Consider the following 17869-nt stretch of genomic DNA (forward strand, 5'->3'; position numbering starts at 1 on the left):
CGGCACAGGAGACGGTTCCATGCTCAAGTTGACCCGCATCGCTGCCGTCGCCCTGATCGGGCTGGCCGTGCTGCTGGCGGTGATCGCCTTGATGATCGGGCGCAAGCAGGCCGCGCCGGCCACGGTTGCCCCGGTCGCGCAGAGCGAAGTCCAGGCGATCACCGTGGTAGAGGCGGTGGCACGACTGCCGGCCGGCGAACCGATCTCTGCCAATGGGGTGCGCCTTGCGCAGCGGACCACGGCGGTAGCCGGTGCTGCCACCAGCATCTCGGCCGTGGTTGGCAAGGTACCGGTGCAGGACATCGCCGAGGGCACCGCCATCAGCAGCGGCGCCCTGGCACAGGGATTCTCGCTGCAGCTGCGCCCCGGCGAACGCGCGCTGGCCGTCCCGGTGGACGAACTGGTCGGCGCCGGAAACCGCATCCTGCCGGGTGATTTCGTCGATGTCTTCCTCAACCTGCGCAATGCCCAGCCCAACGCCAGCGGTCCGGCAGAGGCCGCGCAGACTCGCCTGCTGCTGTCGCGGCTACGCGTGCTCAGCTACGGTCAACAGGACATCGCTCCGGTCACCGGCGATGCCGTCGCCGGCAACGAAGGTGATACCCGCAACGATCCCCGCGCCGCCGACATCACCGGCAATGGCAACAACCATGGCTCGGGCAACGAGGCCACCCAGCCGGCACGCAGTGCGGTACTGGCAGTGCCGGTGGCCGATGCCAACCGGCTGCTGCTGGGTGCGCAGCAGGGAAAGCTGTTCCTTGCCCTGCGCAACCCGGCCGATACGGGGCAACCCGACCTTGCACTGTTCCCACAGGCGCGTGGCGTGATCGATCCCGTGCGTGGCCTCGATGCCGAACAGCAGCTCGCACTGCAGCGGCCGGAGAACCACGCCTTCGCCGGCATCGATGGTGATGCCCTGGCCGGCCGCGGCAACAGCGCAGCCCGCAGCAACCCGCAGCCCCCGGTGCATGCGCCGGCGGCTCGACGCAGCGCACCGCGTGCGTCGGGCATCGAGATCATCCGTGGCGACAGCTCCGCCCCCCGCGGTTCCCTTTGACCTGCATCGAGCGCATCCATGACCGAACGCCGCCGCCCACGCCCCTCCCCCCGCCAGCGCTGGCTGGCCCTGCTGCTGGTGCTGCTGGCTCCGGCAACAAGCGTGGCCGCAGACGATCTCGTGTTGCAGGCGCGTGAGCAGCGCCCGTGGACGCTTCCGGCCGATCTGGAACGGGTCGCCATCGCCGACCCAGGCGTCGCCGATATCGTGATGCTGCGTGGGCAGCGGCAGGCCCTGCTGGTCGGAAAAGCGCCGGGTACGACGACCCTCCTGCTGTGGCACCGCAAGCAGGCCGAGCCGCAACGCCTGCAGGTGCGGGTGCAGAGTGCCGTGCAGGGCGCGGCAGACGCAGGCTCCAACGGGCTGGTGTTCACCCAGCAGGACAACCAGGGCCTGCTGCAGGGAAGCACCGATAGCCTGCTCTCGCACATGCAGGAACAGAAGACCGCGGCCATGGCGCTGGGCAAGGACGGGCTGCTTGCCGACGCGTCGACGGTCAGCAGCGGCGGCGTGGTGCAGGTCGAGGTCAAGGTGGTCGAATTCAACAAGACCGCGTTGAAGCAGATCGGCATCAGCTTCCAGAACCGCAATGGCAGCTTCGCCTACGGCTTCGCCCGCCCGGGCGGCCAGTTGCCGGGCAACACCGGCATCCTGCCGGGCATGAAGGAAGGCAACTCCGGCAACGAGGCCGAGTCGCCCATCTCTTCGGCGTTCCGGCTGGTGTTCGGCTCGACCAAGGGCCTGTGGAACGCCGATGTCGACCTGTTGCAGAGCAACGGCATGGCGCGCGTGCTGGCCGAACCTACCCTGGTCGCATTATCCGGCCAGAGCGCCAGCTTCCTGGCTGGCGGCGAACTGCCGATCCTGGAGCCGCAGGGCCTGGGCACCACCACCATCACCTATAAACCGTTTGGCATCGGCCTGACGGTGACACCAACGGTACTGGCCCCCAACCGCATCGCGCTGAAGGTCGCACCGGAAGCCAGTGATCTGGACTACAGCAACGCCATTGCCCTCAATGGCGTGCAGATTCCCTCGATCACCACGCGCCGTGCCGACACCACGGTCGAACTGGGCGATGGCGAGAGCTTCGTGATCGGCGGCCTGGTCAGCTCCAATGTCGTCTCCAACGTCGGCAAGATCCCGCTGCTGGGCGACCTGCCGATCATCGGCTCGTTCTTCCGCAACTTCGACTACAAGCGCCAGGACAAGGAGCTGGTGATCATCGTCACGCCGCGGCTGGTGCAGCCGCTGGCGCGCAACACCGAGCTGCCGTTGCCTGGCGAACGCGAGGCCAAGCCGCACATGCCCGAATGGGGCGCCTGGCTGCTGGGTCCCATCAGCCAGGACCCGGTACCCGGCTTCTCACGCTGATTCCATGATGCCTGCGATACCACGCCCATGCCCTACGCCACTGCCCAGCCGCTGCATCCGCAAGGACCGCCGATGAATCTGGTCCTGTACGGAATGGATCGCGAACTGCTGCCCCGGCTGGCGGCCAAACTGCCGCCGACCACTACCCTGCACTGGCAGGACAGCAGCACGCCGACCTCCGCTCTGGACCTGCAACGCGGGCCGCAGAGCCTTGTGCTGCTGGATTTCCGCCCTGAACATGCCGCCGCCTCCAGCGTACTGGCGCAGCAACTGCAACAGACCGAACCGGATCTTGCATTGGTTGCCGTCGGTGCCACCAGTACCGGCCAGGTAGAAGGCATCGTCATCGCATTGCGGGCGGGCCTGCGCGATGTGCTGGACCTGGACAGCGACAACGTCGGCATCGAGGCCGCGCTGCGCCGCGCCCTGTCGCCACGACCGGCTGCCGCCGCGCAGCACGCGCACAAGGCGCGCCTGATCGTACTGCTGGGCGTGCGCGCCGGAGTGGGCACCAGTACGCTGGCCGCGCATCTTTCGGTGCTGGCACAGCAGACCCGTGCGCTGGCGCAGGGCGAGGCACTGCAGCAGGACGGCCTGCTGATGGAGCTGGCCCAGCCTTCGGGTGACCTCGCGCTGTACCTCAACCTGGACAGCCGCTTCCATTACGAAGACGCGCTGCGCAACGCCAGCCGCATCGACGCCACCCTCGCCCGCACTGCGATGGCTCGCCATGACACCGGCCTGGTGCTGCTGGACCGCGCCAGCGGCAGCGATGCGGTGCCGCCATCCGATCCGGCTGCGCTGCTGCAGCGCCTGCGCCACGTATTCGCCAGCGTGCTGTGCGATGCCGGTGGCTGCCCGCTGCGGCAGCTACCGCCGCTGTTGCTGGACCAGGCCGACGAGATCTGGCTGGTCACGGACGCCTCGATCGCCACGCTGGTATCGCTCGACCAGGCCTTGAAGCACTTGGCCGGCCAGCGCGAACGGGAGAAGCGCCTGCAGCTGGTGATCAACCGCCACGACGACAGCAGCGGCATGAGTCCCGACCAGATCGCACGCCGATTCGAAGTGCCACTGCTGGCCACGCTGCCCGAACGCCCGCGCGTGCGCCTGGCGGCCAGCCAGGGACATCTGCTGCTGCAGGACGCACCGCGCGACCCCTACCTGCGTGCCCTCGCCCCGCTTGTGTCGCGCCTGGATCCGGCTGCCTGCCCGGTCCAGGCCCATGGCCTGCGGGAAAGACTCTCCCTTGCCCTGGGTGGATCGCAATGGAAGACAAGGTAACCCCGTTCCCACATGCCGCCACCCGCCCGGTGCTGCCCGACAGCGCCCCGGCCCACCTGCCGTTCGCGCAGACCGAGCAGTACCAGAAGGTGCTGTCGGCCGCCCATGAGCACCTGCTCAACAGCATCGAGGACGAGCGCATCGACATCGATTCCTGGGCCCCTGACACCATCGCCCGCTGGGTGCAGGTGCAGACGGTGGGCTTCATCCAGGAATGGCGCATCCCGATCAACGAGGAGGAGATGCAGGTGGTGGCCGAAGGCCTGGTCAAGGAGCTGACCGGCTTCGGCCCGCTCGACGACCTCCTGCACGACCCGACGATCGAGGACATCCTGATCAACGGCTTCAAGGATGTGCATGTCTCGCAGGGAGGACAGCTCAAGCGCGCCACCCAGCGTTTCACCGACGACACCCACCTGCTGCGCATCCTTCGCCGCATCCTCGCGCCGCTGGGCCGCCGACTGGACGACTCCAACCCGATGGTCGATGCGCGCCTGCCCAACGGCGGCCGCCTCAACGCGATCATCTCGCCGCTGGCAGTGGATGGGCCGATGGTCTCCATCCGCAAGTTCCGCAAGGATCCGTTCACCCCGGACGAGCTGCTGGCCAAGGGCACCTTCGATGCGCCGATGCAGGCGCTGCTGAAGGCCATGGTGCTGGGCCGCTGCAACATCCTGGTGTCCGGCGGCACCAGTTCCGGCAAGACTTCACTGCTGAACGCACTGGCCAGCTACGTGCCGCCGAACGAACGCGTGATCACCGTCGAGGACACCGCCGAACTGTCACTCAACCACCCGCACGTGGTCCGCCTGGAAAGCCGCATCGGTGGCGCCGAAGGCCATGGCGCGGTGAGCATCCGCGACCTGGTCCGCAACAGCCTGCGCATGCGCCCGGACCGTATCGTGGTCGGCGAGGTGCGCGGCGCCGAAGTACTGGAAATGCTGCAGGCGATGAACACCGGCCATGACGGCTCGATGGCGACCATCCATGCCAACTCTCCGCGCGACTGCCTGTACCGCATCGAGATGCTGGCCGGGTTCGCCGGGTTCCAGGGCAGCGAGGACAGCCTGCGCCGGCAGATCGCCAGCGCCATCGACTTCATCGTGCAGATCTCGCGGCTGGGCAGCGGCCGGCGCGTGCTGGTCTCGATCACGGAGATCACCGGTGTCAGTGACAACCTGATCACGACCCAGGAAATGTTCCGTCACGAACTGCAGATCGATGGCAACGGCAAGGAAATCGATCGCTGGATCGGACTGGGCTTCCACCCGCATTCGCACAAGCTGGAGCCGTTCCGGCAGCAGTTGCGCGAATCGTTGTACGGAGACTTCTGAGCATGGGCACGGGCCTGCTGCTGGGTGTACTGAGCATCATCTCGGTGCTGCTGGCGCTTGCGGTATGGCTGTGGGGCACCGCCAGCAACCGGGAGCAACGCCAGGCTTCGCTGCAGCACGCCGAGCAGCAGCTGGCTCGCGGAGGCGCCAGTGGCGGAGCCCCGGCCGGGGCATCCGTAGCCGCCGCCAACGACCCGGCGCGACCGGCAAGTGCCGGGCGCCGGGTGTTGCCGCTGGACGGCCTGCTGCAACGTGCGGGCCTGCAGACGGGTTGGAAGCTGCCCATCATGATGCTGGTGCCGGGACTGGTGCTTTCGGTCGTGGCCATGCTCAGGCTCGGTACGGCGTGGATGTTCCCCCTGACCCTGCTGCTGTACCTGCTGGCCTGCTGGCTGTGGGTCATGCGCCGCACCACGAAACTGCGTGCACAGCTGCTGCACCAGCTGCCCGACTTCCTCGACAACCTGGTGCGGCTGACCGCGCTCGGCAACAGCCTGCAGGCTGCCTTCCAGGTGGCATCGATGCAGACCAGCGCGCCGCTGCGCGGACTGCTGGATACCACCGTGCGCTACGCGCGCAGCGGCATGGACCTGGACCGTGCCCTGAGCCTGGCGGCACAGCCCTACCGGATGGATGTGCTCAAGGTGCTGTCCGTCGTGATCGGTGTCAGCGTACGCATCGGCGGACGCTCCGATCAGATCCTGCAGCGCATGGGCGATTTCATGCGCGACCTGGAGCAGGCCCAGCAGGAGCTGGCCGCGACCACGTCGGAAACGCGCATGTCAGCCTGGGTGCTCGGCCTGCTGCCTCCGGCCAGCGCGGTGCTGATGGCCATATCGAGCCCCGAATTCTTCCAGCCGGTGCTGCACGATCCGCTCGGTCACAAGATCCTGTTGATCGCGCTGGGGCTGGAGCTGTTTGGCGCTTTCCTGCTCTACCGCCTGGCCAAGTCGCTATGACCACCCGGATCCGCCACGGAGGTGCCCGATGAGTGCCAGCACCTGGTTTGCCCTGTCGCTGCTGGTTCTGGCCGCCGGTGTTGCCCTGCTGGGCATCGCCGGATGGGTACGCAGCCATCGCGAACAGCGCACTTCGGCCACCTTGAAGACCGCACTGCAACCGCGGGATGAGGCGCGCGACACGGAGGCCGCGCGCCGTGATTCGCTGGGTTGGCTGGAACGCTTCGGGCGCGCGCTCAGTGGCGGCCGCCTGGAATCTGCATTGCTGGCCAATGAAGACCGGCTGCTGCTGGACCTGGCGGGCTGGAACACACGTCGTGGCACCGCCATCTATCTTGGCCTTCGCCTGCTGCTGGGCGTGCTGGTGCTGGTGCTGGCCCTGGCGTTCAGCAGCGCCCAGGGGCTGGCCAGGATGATGGTTGTGATCGGTGCGCTCGCGGCAGGCCTGCTGCTGCCGAAGTTCATCCTCTCTTCTTGGGTGAAGCGGCGCCGGCGCGCCGTCGACAACGAGCTGCCCCTGCTGATCGACCTGCTGCGCCTGCTGCAGGGCGTGGGCTTCAGCATGGACCAGAGCCTGCAGACGCTGGGCGACAAGCTGCGCGACGCGTTGCCGGTGCTTGGCGGCGAGTTGCAGGAGGCCAACGTCGCGTACACCCATGGCCGCACGCGCGCGCAGTCCCTGCGCCGGCTGAGCGAGGTCTACGCGGATGATGACCTGACCAGCCTGATGCAGTTGATCCTGCAGGTGCACGCGCATGGCGGCGCAGTGCAGGAACCACTGCGGCAGTTCAGCACCCGGTTGCGCGAACAGCGCCGCAACACCCTGAAGGAAAAGGTTGGCAAACTCTCGGTGAAGATGACCGTGGTGATGATGCTGACCCTGCTGCCAGCGCTGATGCTGGTTCTTGCCGGACCGGCGCTGGTCGCGCTGGCCACCACCATGTCCAAGATGGGATCGCCCTGATGCCTGCCCTGCGCACCTCCTGCCTGTTGCTCGCCCTTGCCGCCGTCGCCAGTGGTTGTGCGTCGACAACGCCGAAGTACCTGCGCGCGCCCAGCCTGGCCGCGCCCGAACCGGCGCCGCAGGACAGCCGCAATGCCTACCTGGAACTGATCGGGCGCATGCAGCAGCAGGGTGCCTGGTATGCCTCGCTGGCCCACGTCGATGCCTTCCGCCAGCGCTATGGCGACCCGCCGGCGTTGCGCCTGCTGCAGGCCGACGCCCTGCGCGAGACCGGCCAGGCCGACGCTGCCATCGCCCTGTACCACGAGCTCTCCAGTGGCCCGCAGGCCGCTGCCGCCGCACACGGCCTGGGCCTGATCGCCGCGCGCCGTGACGATGATGGCGGCAGCGAGGAGGCACTGGCCCGAGCCACGCAGCTGCAGCCATTGAACACCGATTACCTGGGCGATCTCGGCTATGCACGTCTGCGTGCAGGTCAGTTCGAACAGGCGCGTGAACCGTTGGCCAAGGCGCTGGAGCTGTCTCCAGGCAATCCCAAGGCCACCGCCAACCTCGCCCTGTGGGCGGTGCTGCGTGGCGACACCACCACGGCAGAGCGCCTCGCCGGACAGGCCAATCTCAACGAGGACACCCGCCGCAGCATCCAGCAACAGGCCGCGCAGATCCGTGCCCGCCTGCAGCAGCGCCAGGCCGCCGCGGCAGCTGCCGCAGTCGTGCCGGCCCCTGCGCGTGCTACCGCCAGCGATGCCGGCAGCAACCGGCCCGGCGCCACGCGACTGGCGGCGGAACCACGCCGCGACAGCCGCGATGAGCGCGATCCGCAGCGCCTGCCGCCCTCGATGCTGGAACGCTTCAGCACCTCCGATCAGCCGAACGGAAACACTCCATGAGCGCCATGCCCCTGACCCGACACCTGTTGCCTGCACTGGCCTGCCTGCTGTTGACCGGCGGCGCGCAGGCGCAGCAGCAACCCCTGACCGGGCAGATGCTTGGCGGCAGCACGCCCGCTGCGCCGGCTTCGCAGCCGCTGCAGTCCGAGTCACTGGCCACCGTGGACCTGGCGACCCCGCCGGCACCGGTGCCGCAGGCGGCGCCTGCAGCGGTCGCCATCACCGACGGCACCGCTGCAGCCGCGCGACCCGGCCGCAGCCAGATCGGCGACACCACGCGCGACCTGTTCCGCCTGCAGGCATCAGGGCAGCAGGCCGGGCAACGCCTGCCGATCCTCGGCGACCAGGCTACGTTGAGTTACGCCCGCTACATGAAGAGCTTCGAACACGAGATCCCGGACTTCTTTGAAACCGATGTCGCCAAGTCCAAGGGATCATCCTCATCGGGACGCTGAGGTAGGCCATGAAACGCCCACGCCAGTTCAGTTTCGGCCGCCCACGCGGCGGCATGTCGGTCACCATGATGCTGGTCATGCTGGCGCTGCTCGCCATGCTGGGCCTGGTAGAGATCGGCTATCTGTTCTGGGCCAAGCGTGACGCACAGAAAGTCGCGGACCTCGCTGCACTGGCCGGTGCACAACGGCTGGAGCTGTGCACGTCTGACAACAGCGACAACAGTGCAGCGCGGCAGAGCGCGGTCACCCAGAACAGGTTTGCAGGCACCGTGCAGATCCGCTGCGGCAACTGGAGCGCCACACGCAGCACGTCGAACCGCTTCGTCACCACCGTCGATGCCAGCAACCCGCGCAATGCCGTGCAGGTGGTCGCGCAGCGCAGCGTGCTGCCGTTCTTCGGCCAGAACACCGGCCTGCCCACCGTCAGCGTGGAGGCCGTAGCCCGCCGTTCGGAGCCCACTGCAGTATTCGCGGTCGGTTCGCAGCTGCTGCGCACCAATGGCGACTCGGTACTGTTGTCGACCCTGCGCCTGGTCGGCCTGGATGTGACCAACGCCACCGTGCTCTCCTATGACGGCCTCGCCCAGGCCAACGTCACGCCGTCGGGCCTGCTCAAGGCGTTGAACATCCCGGTCAGCGCCAACCTCAGCGTGGCTGACTTCAACCGGCTGCTGTCGGTCAACAAGGTCTCGCTGGCACAGCTGGTCGATGCCACCGCCACCGTGGTCGGCCGCGACAGCACCGTGGGCGTACAGCTGCGTGCACTGTCCGATCTGGTCGCCACCCAGCTGGACATCAACAAGCTCAACATCGTGCTGGGCAGCCAGTCCGGTGGCGGCGGTCTGTTCGCCGAAGTGGTCTCGCCCGATGGCACGGTCGGCAGCGCGCTGGAAACGAAGGTCAACGTGCTCAACCTGATCAGTACCGCCATCTCCATCGCCAACGACGGCAATGGCGTTGCGGTGAAGGGACTGGACCTGCTGGGCATCAACATCCAGGCCGGCGTGGTGGAACCGCCCTCGATCGCCATCGGTGGCGTCGGCACACGCGCGTACAACGCGCAGGTGCGGCTGATGGTGGACGTGGACAGCAACAACCTGTTCGCGGTGGGCCCGTTGCTGAACCTGCTCGGCACGCGCCTGCACCTGCCACTGCATGTCGATGTCGCCAACGCGATGGGCACGCTGACCGGTATCCAGTGCGGCGCCAGTCCACCCAAGGCCACCATCCAGGTCGATTCGTCGGTGCTGCGCGCCTGCGTCGGTAATGTCGACCCGGCGCAACGCTTTTCCAGGAGCAATGTCTGCGACGCCACCCTGAAGAACGAGCAGTTGCTGAAACTGCTCGGACAACCCTTGATCAATGACAGGATCACCCTGCCCGCCCTGACCAGCTCCCAGAACCTGACCCTGGCCGCCGGCGAGACCGCCTCGACCCGGATCAACCCGCTGGCAGTAGGGAACGCGGTGTCTGACCTGGTCAATGAACTGCTGCGCGTGCTGTCAGGCATGCTCAGCTCACCCAAGCAGGGCATGAGCGCCAACGACACTGCCAAGGCACTGGCCGACCGCTACCTGCAGGCGGCCTTCCCGCCGAACACCCGCTATGAGGTGGACAAGTTGATTCCACTGCTGCGCGATGGCGACGCAAGCCGGCAACTGGCCCCGCTCAACAGCTGGACCGTACCCGGAGGCCTGCCCTACGCCTGCGGCCTGCTGAACCTGGCCACCTGCCACAAGGACGGTCCGGTCTGGGACGCGTTCAAGGTGACCGTCACCGGCCAGGGACTGGGCGTGCTCGATGGGCTGCTGGGATCGCTGGTGGGCGGCCTGCTGATCAACCGCTGCGACAGCCTGCTGGGCAACCTGATCGACTACAACGGGTGTGTACGCAACAACCTGGCCTCGTACATCCAGACCGCGCCGGCCGGCTTCCTCGATGGTACCGGTGGAACCGGCGTCACCAATCCGGATGGCAGCGTGAGCTGCAGCGGCCTGCTGTGCACGCTGCTCAAGCCGATCCTGACCGCCCTGCGGCCGGTGCTCAACAGCGTCGGCACCCTGCTGACCAACCTGCTGGCGAGCGTGCTGGGCCTGGAACTCGGCCGCACCGACGTCAACGTGCAGTCGATCCAGTGCAGCGCGGCGCAGCTGGTCTACTGACCCGTGACGGGCGCCCTTGGCGGCGCCTGCGCCCATGCTAGACTCCCGGCGGGGAACCACCTTCATCTCAACCCACACTCATCCGTGGATGGTCTAGACATGCGAGAAACTTCAGGGGGCGCGGTCTTCGCCCGGCACGCGCGCGGCGCGGCACTGCTGGCCGTGGCCATGATGCTGGTGGCACCCGCGGCAATGGCTGCCCGTGGCGACCGCGAAGCAGCCGCAGAGCCGGCCGCACGCAGCGCGCCGGTGGTGCGCAACACCGTTGACGAGCTCAAGCAGCTGATGGATTCGCGCCAGCTGACCGAGCTGCGCACGACCTACAACGGCAACTATGGCGCCAGCCTGCTGTTCAACGCCAACACCCTGACCTATTACGTCGCCCTGTTCCAGGAGAAGAACTTCTGGCGGGTGATCAAGACCGATGCGGTCGACAACGCCGAGCGCGTCTACCGCACCTTTGCCCAGCAATCGGAACAGCTGGCGCAGGTCTACATCGATACGACCCGCCTGGAAGCCGGCAAGCGCTACACCGAGCGCCTGGTGGCCTACAACGAGGAGCGCCTGCGCACCCTGCAGCAGGAAATGGAACAGCAGCAGGCGCAGTCGGCCCAGGTCAGCGCGGCCCTGCAGCAGGCGCAGCAGCAGGCAGTCAGCCTCAGCACCGACGTGCAGAGCACCAACAGCCAGCTGGGTGCCCTGCAGCGCCGCATCCAGATCCTGCAGGCCGAACAGGGCAACCCGGAACTGAGCCTGCCCAAGCCGGAAGGCGTGCCCTCGCCGGCACCGGCTGCCGCCAGCGACGGGCGCTGAAGGCCAGCGCACAGTAGTCCCGCACGACGGCGCCCTTGGGCGCCGTTGTCGTTTCCATCATTACCGGATTCAGCGGCACGCGTCGTACACCGCGTCATCGAGCTGCCGACGCTGTACGAAGTCCAGGCGCTTGGCCTTGGCCAGCACCTCCCCGCGGCGCTGTCGTGCGCGCTCACAGGCCCTGGGGTCCGTGCTGATGGGTATCAGCGCGGCCTGCGGCCGCCCCGAGCGCACGGTGCGCGGTCGCGCCGGCACCGCGCTGCCCGCGCCGGCCGGCTTTGGCACCGGTCCGCGTGACAGCGACTGCTCCTCGGGCACCTCCCAGCGCCATTCCGCATGCCCCTGGCAGGGTGTCTGCTGATAGACCGGATGTGGCCCGTCCACGCATTTGTACACGTTGGTCTGCGCATGAACCGCCGTGACCAGCATCAGGCACAACAGTGGGCTGCATCGCATTCTCGGCATCGCGGGCTCCTCGACCAGCTGCCGCCATCGTCTGTGCGGTGGCCGCTTCATGCCAGAGCGATACGCGTCACAGCCCGGGCAATCCAGCACAGCCGTGCAAGCCGTCCGATGTGCACTGCGATGTACTGCCGAAGGCACCGGCACCGCTGCCAGTGCCTTCCCTCCCTTCCGCCAAGGAACCCGCAATGAGCAATTACGTCACCGTCGCCGATGGCGCCCGCATCTTCTACAAGGATTGGGGCACCGGCCAGCCGGTCGTGTTCGCCCACGGCTGGCCGCTGTCGTCCGATGCCTGGGACCCGCAGATGCTGTTCATGGGCCAGAACGGCTTCCGCGTGATCGCCCACGACCGTCGCAGCCACGGCCGTTCGAGCCAGACCTGGGATGGCAACAACATGGACACCTACGCCGATGACCTGGCCGCGGTGATCGAGGCGCTGGACCTGAAGGACGCGATCCTGGTCGGTCATTCCACCGGCGGCGGCGAAGTGGCCCACTACATCGGCCGCCACGGCAGCAAGCGCGTGTCAAAAGTGGTGCTGGTCGGCGCCGTGCCGCCGCTGATGCTGAAAACCGACGCCAATCCCGCCGGTACCCCGCTGGACGTCTTCGACGGCATCCGCAAGGGCACGGGCGGTGACCGCTCGCAGTTCTTCAAGGACCTGACCACACCGTTCTTCGGTGCCAACCGCGATGGCAATACCGTTACCCAGGGCATGCGTGATTCGTTCTGGCTGCAGGGCATGCTCGGCGGCGTCAAGGGCCAGTACGACTGCGTGCACGAATTCTCGGAAGTGGACTACACCGAGGACCTGAAGAAGATCGACGTGCCGGCGCTGGTGGTGCACGGCGATGACGACCAGATCGTCCCGTTCGATGCCTCGGCGAAGCTGTCCTCGCAGATCATCAAGGATGCCGAGCTGAAGGTGTACGCCGGTGCGCCGCATGGCCTGACCGTCACCCACGCCGACCAGTTCAACGCCGACCTGCTCGCGTTCGCGCGCAGCTGATGTACCGCGGCGGCGCTGCACCGGTGCCGCCGCCCCTTCGGTAGTGCCGGCCGCTGGCCGGCAACCCCGATCACCCATCGTGATCACACACAGCCGGCCAGCGGCCGGCTCTACCACCGGCGGGTCAACCGCCTCTGCTTCGGTAGTGCCGGCCGCTGGCCGGCAACCCGATCACCATCGTGATCACGCACAGCCGGCCAGCGGCCGGCTCTACCACCGGCGGGTCAACCGCCTCTGCTTCGGTAGTGCCGGCCGCTGGCCGGCAACCCCGATCACCCATCGTGATCACGCACAGCCGGCCAGCGGCCGGCTCTACCACCGGCGGGTCAGATGTCGGTGTGGTGATGCGGCACGGCGGCAGGCAGCGGGTCATGCCCACCCACGAAGTGACGCACCACGGGGGCACGCTCACCGCGATGCAGCTCCCGCAACACTTCCTGGATGGCCTTGTCATCAGCGGTGATGCGTTCGTGCTGGCGCAGGTGCTCCAGCCACGACGGGGTCACGAAATACTCCAGGTGGATGCCTGGACTGGCCACGTCCTCGACCACGCCCCAGACCACCGCGCCATCGCGGCGGCGGATCGTGCCCAGCGCGCGCATCTGCGACTGGAACGCGGCACGATCAGCACCGTCGATGCGGTACTCGATGGTGACCAGCACCGGGCCGCGATCGTTCGACACCGGCACCGACAGCTCGGGTGCGGGCCAATGCCCGGCCGGACGCAGGTTCAGATCCTCGGTGCCAGCAATCCGCACGCGCCACACCAGCAGTCCGCCGATCACCGCACCTGCGGCAGCCACCAGCAACGCCAGCTCCGGCGAGGTGCGCTGTGCCAGCGCGCCCCAGCTCAGGCCACCGGCCGCCATGCCGGCCGAGAACACCATGATGTACAGCGCCAGCGCACGCGCACGTACCCATGCCGGCACCGCCGTCTGCGCGGCGATCTGCAGCGACGACAGTACGGTGATCCAGGCGAAGCCATTGACCAGCATCACAGCCGGAAGCACGTACCAGCTGCGGGTCAGCGCCAGCCCGACCAGGCTGAGCGCCAGCGACAGCGTGGCCAGCAGCACCAGCAGGTCGCGATCCAACTGCGCGCGCAGCTTCGGCAGCAGCAAGGCACCACCTACGGCACCGATACCGATGCAGCCCAGCAGCATGCCGTACTGCCCCGCCCCACCCTGCATCTGGCCGCGTACCACCACCGGCAGCAGTGCATTCATCGCCGCAGCAAAGAAGAAGAAGCCCACCGACTTGATCAGCACGGCCTGCAGGCGTCCAGCGCGGCTGGCATAGCGCAGGCCCGCCTTCAGCCCTGCACCAAAGCCCTCCGGTGGCAGGCTGGATTGCTTGGGATCACGCTTCCAGCCCCACACCACGAACAGCATCGCGGCAAAGGTGATGGCATTGAAGCCGAACGCCCACACCGCACCCAGCTGCGCCACGATCACGCCACCAATGGCCGGGCCGATCGAGCGGGCGATGTTGATGCCGATCGAGTTCAGCGCCACCGCCGAGGCCAGCATCGGCTGCGGCACCAGCTCGGACACGATCGCGGCCTGCGCCGGCATTGCCATCGCTGCACCGCAACCCATGCAGAAGGTCAGCAGTACCAGCAGCTGCGGAGTCAGCATGTCCATCGCAGTCAGCGCCGCCATCACGGCCGCGACCAGCAGCATCCAGCCCTGGGTCGCCAACAGGTACCTGCGGCGATCGACGATGTCGGCCAGCGTTCCGGCGGCGAGTGCCAACAGCACGATCGGTACCGTTGTGGCCGACTGCACCAGCGCCACCATCAGCGGCGAACCGGTGCGTTCGGCCATCACCCAGGCGGCGGCCACGTCGTTGACCCAGGTGCCGATGTTGCTGGCCAGGATCGCCAGCCAGATCGAACGGAACATCTGGATCTTCAGCGGGGACCAGGCACCTGCGGCCTGTACGGGGGGTTGCGACGCGCTTGCGTTCACCATTGCCATGCTCCAACGATCGAGGCGAACAGCGTGTCCTGGCCACCGGCCTGCTTCAGCGCAGGACCGGCATCGACCCAGGCCAGCTGCAGCTGCCATTGCCAGTGTTCGCTGGCCTGCCAGCGGGTTTCGGATTTGTATTGATTACCGATGCGGCGCGCAGCACCGGCACTGCCTGGCAACGCCACCAACGGCGCCGGCGTGGTGTAGACCGCATCGGCGCGACGATGCTTCCAGGCCATCTGTACGCCCAGCTCCGTCGTCACCGCGTCGTGCAGGCGCAGGGTCAGGGTCGGCTGCACGTCCATCAGATTGGCCGGGGCCAGCAGGCTGGCCTCGCTGAAGTAGGCAGATTTCGGGAACAGCGCATTGAAGGTCCCCAGGCGGCCGTCACGCGGATTGCCATCGCCACTGGCGATGTCGGCCTTCAGCCCCAGACGCGGCTGCAGCGGCAGCTCCGCCCAGCGCCACCCTGTATCGGTGGCCAGCGTCCAGGCGCGGATATCGAGCGTGCCGACGGCCGTTCGCAGTTCACCGCCCTGCGCCACCAGCTCGCTGTTCCAGTCCAGTGCACCGGCCTGGCCGAACCAGCGCGCACCCAAGGTCTGCCGCCGCTCGATGCCGGAACCCGCCGCGAAGCGTGTGCCTTCGCGGCGGTAGTCCAGCAGATACAGATCCCACTGCCCCGCGCCCTGCCCGCGTGCCGTGGTGGCATAGGCACCCCACAGGTGGGCACCGTGCTCCCCGCGATCATCAAAGGCACCCGGCCGGTTCTCCACCGGTCGCAGTGCCATCAGATCAAGCGTGCCGAGGCGGCCCTTCCAGCCCAGGCGCGCACCATCGAAGGCCAGGCGGATGTTCGGCCCATCGCGCACCGACAACAGTCGTGAGCTTCCGTAGCCGGCTTCCTGCCGACCGAGTTGCAGGTGGAAGCCGCCGCGCTGCCAGCGCCAATACGCCTGCTGCACGTCCAACGCGCTGCGGTCGGTGCGGCCGGGTCCGCCGGCCCTGCCATTCTCAGCATGCACGCCCAGCTGCAGCTTTGCCTGCCAGCGGTCCTCCACATAGGTGGCCGAGGCCAGCGCACGCAGCAGGCCATGGCCATCTTCGCTGCCACCAATACCGAACCGGGTCGGGTCGTAGTACAGGCCACGCACGCGCAGTGAGGCATCCCACTGCAATTGGCCGTCACCGGCGTCAGTGCAGTGGCCACCCTCGCAGGCCAGCGCCAGCGATGGCACGGCCAGCAGCGCCAGGCTCAGAACGCGAAGCACGAGCATCCCATCGCGCCCCAGAACGCGGTCAGGTCATTGGTCGGCGCCGCGTGCTGCGCGGCATGCCCGTGCGCACCGTGGGTACTGCAGGCCACGCCGTGATGGCGGCGATGGGTGGTGGCCAACCCGGTGGCCGCACCGCCGACGTGGTAGCCACCGAACCGGTTGACCGGCGACCAGTCCGGCATCGCCGGCGGCAGCTGCGGCGCCAGCCCTGCATAGTCGGCATCTGCATGCACGATGCGTCCGCCGACCACGGTCAGCACGCTGGTGATGTCGGCGATCTGCGCGTCGTCGACGCGGAAGAAGTCGGCCGAGAGCAGGATGAAATCAGCCAGCTGACCGGCTTTCAGCGTGCCCTTCACCGCTTCGTCGCCGGAGAACCAGGCGCTGCCCTGGGTCCACAGGCGCAGCGCCTGCTCGCGTTCGAGCAGGTTCTCATCGCCATACAGGGCCAGACCGCCCACGGTGCGCCCGGTCACCAGCCAGGACAACGCCACCCACGGGTTGTAACTGGCCACGCGGGTGGCGTCGGTACCGGCACCGACCGGCACGCCTTCGGCCAGCATGCGCTTGACCGGCGGCGTGTGCCGCGCGGCCTGCACGCCATAGCGCTCGACGAAGGCTTCGCCCTGGTAGGCCATGCGGTGCTGCACGGCAATGCCGCCACCCAGCGCACGGATGCGTTCGATGTTGCGCGGGGTGATGGTCTCGGCGTGGTCGATGAACCAGTGCAGGCCATCGAACGGCACCTCGCGGTTGACCTGTTCGTACACATCCAGGATGCGGGTGATGCTCTCGTCGTAGGTGGCGTGGATGCGGAACGGCCAGCGCTTCTCGACCAGCAGCTTCACCACGTCGTGCAGTTCCGGCTCAAGCTCCGGCGGCAGTTCCGGGCGGGGCTCGTTGAACAGTTCGAAGTCGGCGGCGGAGAACACCAGCATCTCGCCGGCACCGTTGTGGCGCAGCAGGTCATCGCCCTGGCGCGGCTGCAGGATCTCGCTCCAGCCACGGAAGTCATCCACTTCCCTGCCCTTGTTCTGGGTGAACAGGTTGTAGGCAATGCGCACCGTCAGCTGGTCATCGCGGTGCAGCTGCTCGATGACCTGGTAATCCTCGGGATAGTTCTGGAAGCCACCGCCGGCGTCGATCACCGAGGTGATGCCAAGCCGGTTCAGTTCGCGCATGAAGTGGCGTGTCGAGTTCGCCTGGTACTCGATCGGCAGGCGCGGTCCCTTGGCCAGCGTCGCGTACAGGATCAACGCATTCGGCTTGGCCAGCAGCAGCCCGGTCGGGTTGCCCAGCGAGTCACGCACGATCTGCCCGCCCGGCGGATCCGGCGTGTCCTTGGTGTAGCCGCAGGCGCGCAGCGCGGCACGGTTGAGGAGTGCGCGGTCATACAGGTGCAGCAGGAACACCGGTGTATCCGGCGCGATGTCGTTGAGCTCCTGCAGGGTCGGCAAGCGCTTCTCGTTGAACTGCGCGGCAGTGAAGCCACCGACCACGCGTACCCACTGCGGCGCGGGCGTGCGGTCGACCTGGGCCTTCAGCATGTCCAGGGCGTCGCCCAGCGAGCGCAGGCCGTCCCAGCGCAGTTCCAGGTTGTAGTTCAGGCCACCGCGGATCAGGTGGGTGTGGCTGTCGTTGAGGCCGGGCAGCAGGCGCCGGCCCTGAGCGTCGATCAAGGTCGCTTCATTGCCCCAGCCACGCATGATCTCCTCGTCGCTGCCGACGGCAACAATGCGTCCTTCCTGCACGGCCAGCGCCTGCGCATGCGGCTGCTGCGGGTCGAGGGTGGTGATGCGGGCATTGCGGATGACCAGCGTGCTCATGCGACGCTCCTTGGAAGTGGAATCGA

The 17869-nt window shown here is 67.6% G+C and carries 15 protein-coding genes; 11 read left to right on the forward strand and 4 right to left on the reverse strand.

Going from position 1 to position 17869, the window contains the following annotated elements; all coding sequences use genetic code 11:
- The first annotated feature begins 19 nt into the window (after positions 1 to 19).
- From cpaB to AC5P9F_RS08475, 10 genes are all read left to right on the forward strand, one after another.
- Positions 20 to 1057 carry a Flp pilus assembly protein CpaB gene (cpaB, locus tag AC5P9F_RS08430; protein ID WP_100438611.1) on the forward strand — a complete coding sequence of 346 codons (1038 nt, stop codon included), beginning with the start codon at positions 20 to 22 and terminating at the stop codon, positions 1055 to 1057.
- Positions 1058 to 1075: 18 nt separating this feature from the next.
- Positions 1076 to 2431, forward strand: a complete 1356-nt coding sequence (locus tag AC5P9F_RS08435; RefSeq protein ID WP_049469784.1) for a type II and III secretion system protein family protein — start codon at positions 1076 to 1078, stop codon at positions 2429 to 2431.
- Positions 2432 to 2458: 27 nt separating this feature from the next.
- Positions 2459 to 3715, forward strand: coding sequence for a CpaE/TadZ family protein (locus AC5P9F_RS08440; protein ID WP_024958095.1), 1257 nt, complete (start codon positions 2459 to 2461; stop codon positions 3713 to 3715).
- Positions 3700 to 5049: a TadA family conjugal transfer-associated ATPase gene (locus tag AC5P9F_RS08445; protein WP_005413742.1), complete on the forward strand. Its 1350-nt coding sequence runs from the start codon at positions 3700 to 3702 to the stop codon at positions 5047 to 5049. Before AC5P9F_RS08440 ends, AC5P9F_RS08445 begins: the two co-directional genes overlap by 16 nt.
- Positions 5050 to 5051: 2 nt before the next feature.
- Positions 5052 to 6008 (forward strand): type II secretion system F family protein, encoded by a 957-nt coding sequence (locus AC5P9F_RS08450; protein ID WP_043035231.1) that lies wholly within the window; start codon positions 5052 to 5054, stop codon positions 6006 to 6008.
- A 28-nt stretch (positions 6009 to 6036) separates the two neighbouring features.
- Positions 6037 to 6972, forward strand: a complete 936-nt coding sequence (locus AC5P9F_RS08455) for a type II secretion system F family protein (protein ID WP_100438613.1) — start codon at positions 6037 to 6039, stop codon at positions 6970 to 6972.
- Positions 6972 to 7862: a tetratricopeptide repeat protein gene (locus AC5P9F_RS08460; protein ID WP_005410000.1), complete on the forward strand. Its 891-nt coding sequence runs from the start codon at positions 6972 to 6974 to the stop codon at positions 7860 to 7862. The genes AC5P9F_RS08455 and AC5P9F_RS08460 overlap by 1 nt, the downstream gene beginning before the upstream one ends.
- A complete protein-coding gene (locus AC5P9F_RS08465) occupies positions 7859 to 8317 on the forward strand; it encodes a DUF3613 domain-containing protein (protein WP_005410001.1) in 459 nt (152 codons plus the stop codon). The genes AC5P9F_RS08460 and AC5P9F_RS08465 overlap by 4 nt, the downstream gene beginning before the upstream one ends.
- An 8-nt stretch (positions 8318 to 8325) precedes the next feature.
- On the forward strand, positions 8326 to 10479 hold the full coding sequence (locus AC5P9F_RS08470; RefSeq protein ID WP_164225424.1) for a TadG family pilus assembly protein: 2154 nt from the start codon (positions 8326 to 8328) through the stop codon (positions 10477 to 10479).
- A 99-nt stretch (positions 10480 to 10578) separates the two neighbouring features.
- A complete protein-coding gene (locus tag AC5P9F_RS08475; RefSeq protein ID WP_495231935.1) occupies positions 10579 to 11292 on the forward strand; it encodes a DUF2968 domain-containing protein in 714 nt (237 codons plus the stop codon).
- A gap of 69 nt (positions 11293 to 11361) precedes the next feature.
- Here AC5P9F_RS08475 and AC5P9F_RS08480 read toward each other — a convergent pair whose 3' ends face one another.
- Positions 11362 to 11757: a hypothetical protein gene (locus AC5P9F_RS08480; protein ID WP_024958102.1), complete on the reverse strand. Its 396-nt coding sequence runs from the start codon at positions 11755 to 11757 to the stop codon at positions 11362 to 11364.
- Between the two features lie 185 nt (positions 11758 to 11942).
- Between AC5P9F_RS08480 and AC5P9F_RS08485 the strand changes: the two genes are divergently transcribed.
- The gene (locus tag AC5P9F_RS08485; protein ID WP_005410005.1) at positions 11943 to 12767 is read left to right on the forward strand and encodes an alpha/beta fold hydrolase; all 825 of its coding nucleotides are present in this window, start codon (positions 11943 to 11945) and stop codon (positions 12765 to 12767) included.
- Positions 12768 to 13093: 326 nt separating this feature from the next.
- Here AC5P9F_RS08485 and AC5P9F_RS08490 read toward each other — a convergent pair whose 3' ends face one another.
- The 3 genes from AC5P9F_RS08490 to AC5P9F_RS08500 are packed head-to-tail and all read right to left on the reverse strand — an operon-like array spanning position 13094 to position 17843.
- On the reverse strand, positions 13094 to 14740 hold the full coding sequence (locus AC5P9F_RS08490) for an MFS transporter (RefSeq protein WP_044570429.1): 1647 nt from the start codon (positions 14738 to 14740) through the stop codon (positions 13094 to 13096).
- Entirely contained in the window at positions 14734 to 16017 is a 1284-nt protein-coding gene (locus tag AC5P9F_RS08495) for an alginate export family protein (protein ID WP_261728366.1), read from the reverse strand. Before AC5P9F_RS08495 ends, AC5P9F_RS08490 begins: the two co-directional genes overlap by 7 nt.
- Positions 15996 to 17843 (reverse strand): amidohydrolase, encoded by a 1848-nt coding sequence (locus AC5P9F_RS08500; protein WP_171039736.1) that lies wholly within the window; start codon positions 17841 to 17843, stop codon positions 15996 to 15998. Before AC5P9F_RS08500 ends, AC5P9F_RS08495 begins: the two co-directional genes overlap by 22 nt.
- Positions 17844 to 17869 lie beyond the last annotated feature (26 nt).

The sequence above is a fragment of the Stenotrophomonas sp. YJH_SMC_4 genome (assembly GCF_059371575.1).

What these genes read in the sequence shown, in the direction of transcription:
- AC5P9F_RS08470 (WP_164225424.1), top strand. Translation starts at nt 8,326, where the DNA reads ATGAAACGCCCACGCCAGTTCAGTTTCGGCCGCCCACGCGGCGGCATG.
- AC5P9F_RS08485 (WP_005410005.1), top strand. Translation starts at nt 11,943, where the DNA reads ATGAGCAATTACGTCACCGTCGCCGATGGCGCCCGCATCTTCTACAAG.
- AC5P9F_RS08500 (WP_171039736.1), bottom strand. Translation starts at nt 17,843, where the DNA reads ATGAGCACGCTGGTCATCCGCAATGCCCGCATCACCACCCTCGACCCG.
- AC5P9F_RS08460 (WP_005410000.1), top strand. Translation starts at nt 6,972, where the DNA reads ATGCCTGCCCTGCGCACCTCCTGCCTGTTGCTCGCCCTTGCCGCCGTC.
- AC5P9F_RS08435 (WP_049469784.1), top strand. Translation starts at nt 1,076, where the DNA reads ATGACCGAACGCCGCCGCCCACGCCCCTCCCCCCGCCAGCGCTGGCTG.
- AC5P9F_RS08490 (WP_044570429.1), bottom strand. Translation starts at nt 14,740, where the DNA reads ATGGTGAACGCAAGCGCGTCGCAACCCCCCGTACAGGCCGCAGGTGCC.
- AC5P9F_RS08455 (WP_100438613.1), top strand. Translation starts at nt 6,037, where the DNA reads ATGAGTGCCAGCACCTGGTTTGCCCTGTCGCTGCTGGTTCTGGCCGCC.
- AC5P9F_RS08465 (WP_005410001.1), top strand. Translation starts at nt 7,859, where the DNA reads ATGAGCGCCATGCCCCTGACCCGACACCTGTTGCCTGCACTGGCCTGC.
- AC5P9F_RS08440 (WP_024958095.1), top strand. Translation starts at nt 2,459, where the DNA reads ATGCCCTACGCCACTGCCCAGCCGCTGCATCCGCAAGGACCGCCGATG.
- AC5P9F_RS08480 (WP_024958102.1), bottom strand. Translation starts at nt 11,757, where the DNA reads ATGCCGAGAATGCGATGCAGCCCACTGTTGTGCCTGATGCTGGTCACG.
- AC5P9F_RS08495 (WP_261728366.1), bottom strand. Translation starts at nt 16,017, where the DNA reads ATGCTCGTGCTTCGCGTTCTGAGCCTGGCGCTGCTGGCCGTGCCATCG.
- AC5P9F_RS08445 (WP_005413742.1), top strand. Translation starts at nt 3,700, where the DNA reads ATGGAAGACAAGGTAACCCCGTTCCCACATGCCGCCACCCGCCCGGTG.
- cpaB (WP_100438611.1), top strand. Translation starts at nt 20, where the DNA reads ATGCTCAAGTTGACCCGCATCGCTGCCGTCGCCCTGATCGGGCTGGCC.
- AC5P9F_RS08450 (WP_043035231.1), top strand. Translation starts at nt 5,052, where the DNA reads ATGGGCACGGGCCTGCTGCTGGGTGTACTGAGCATCATCTCGGTGCTG.
- AC5P9F_RS08475 (WP_495231935.1), top strand. Translation starts at nt 10,579, where the DNA reads ATGCGAGAAACTTCAGGGGGCGCGGTCTTCGCCCGGCACGCGCGCGGC.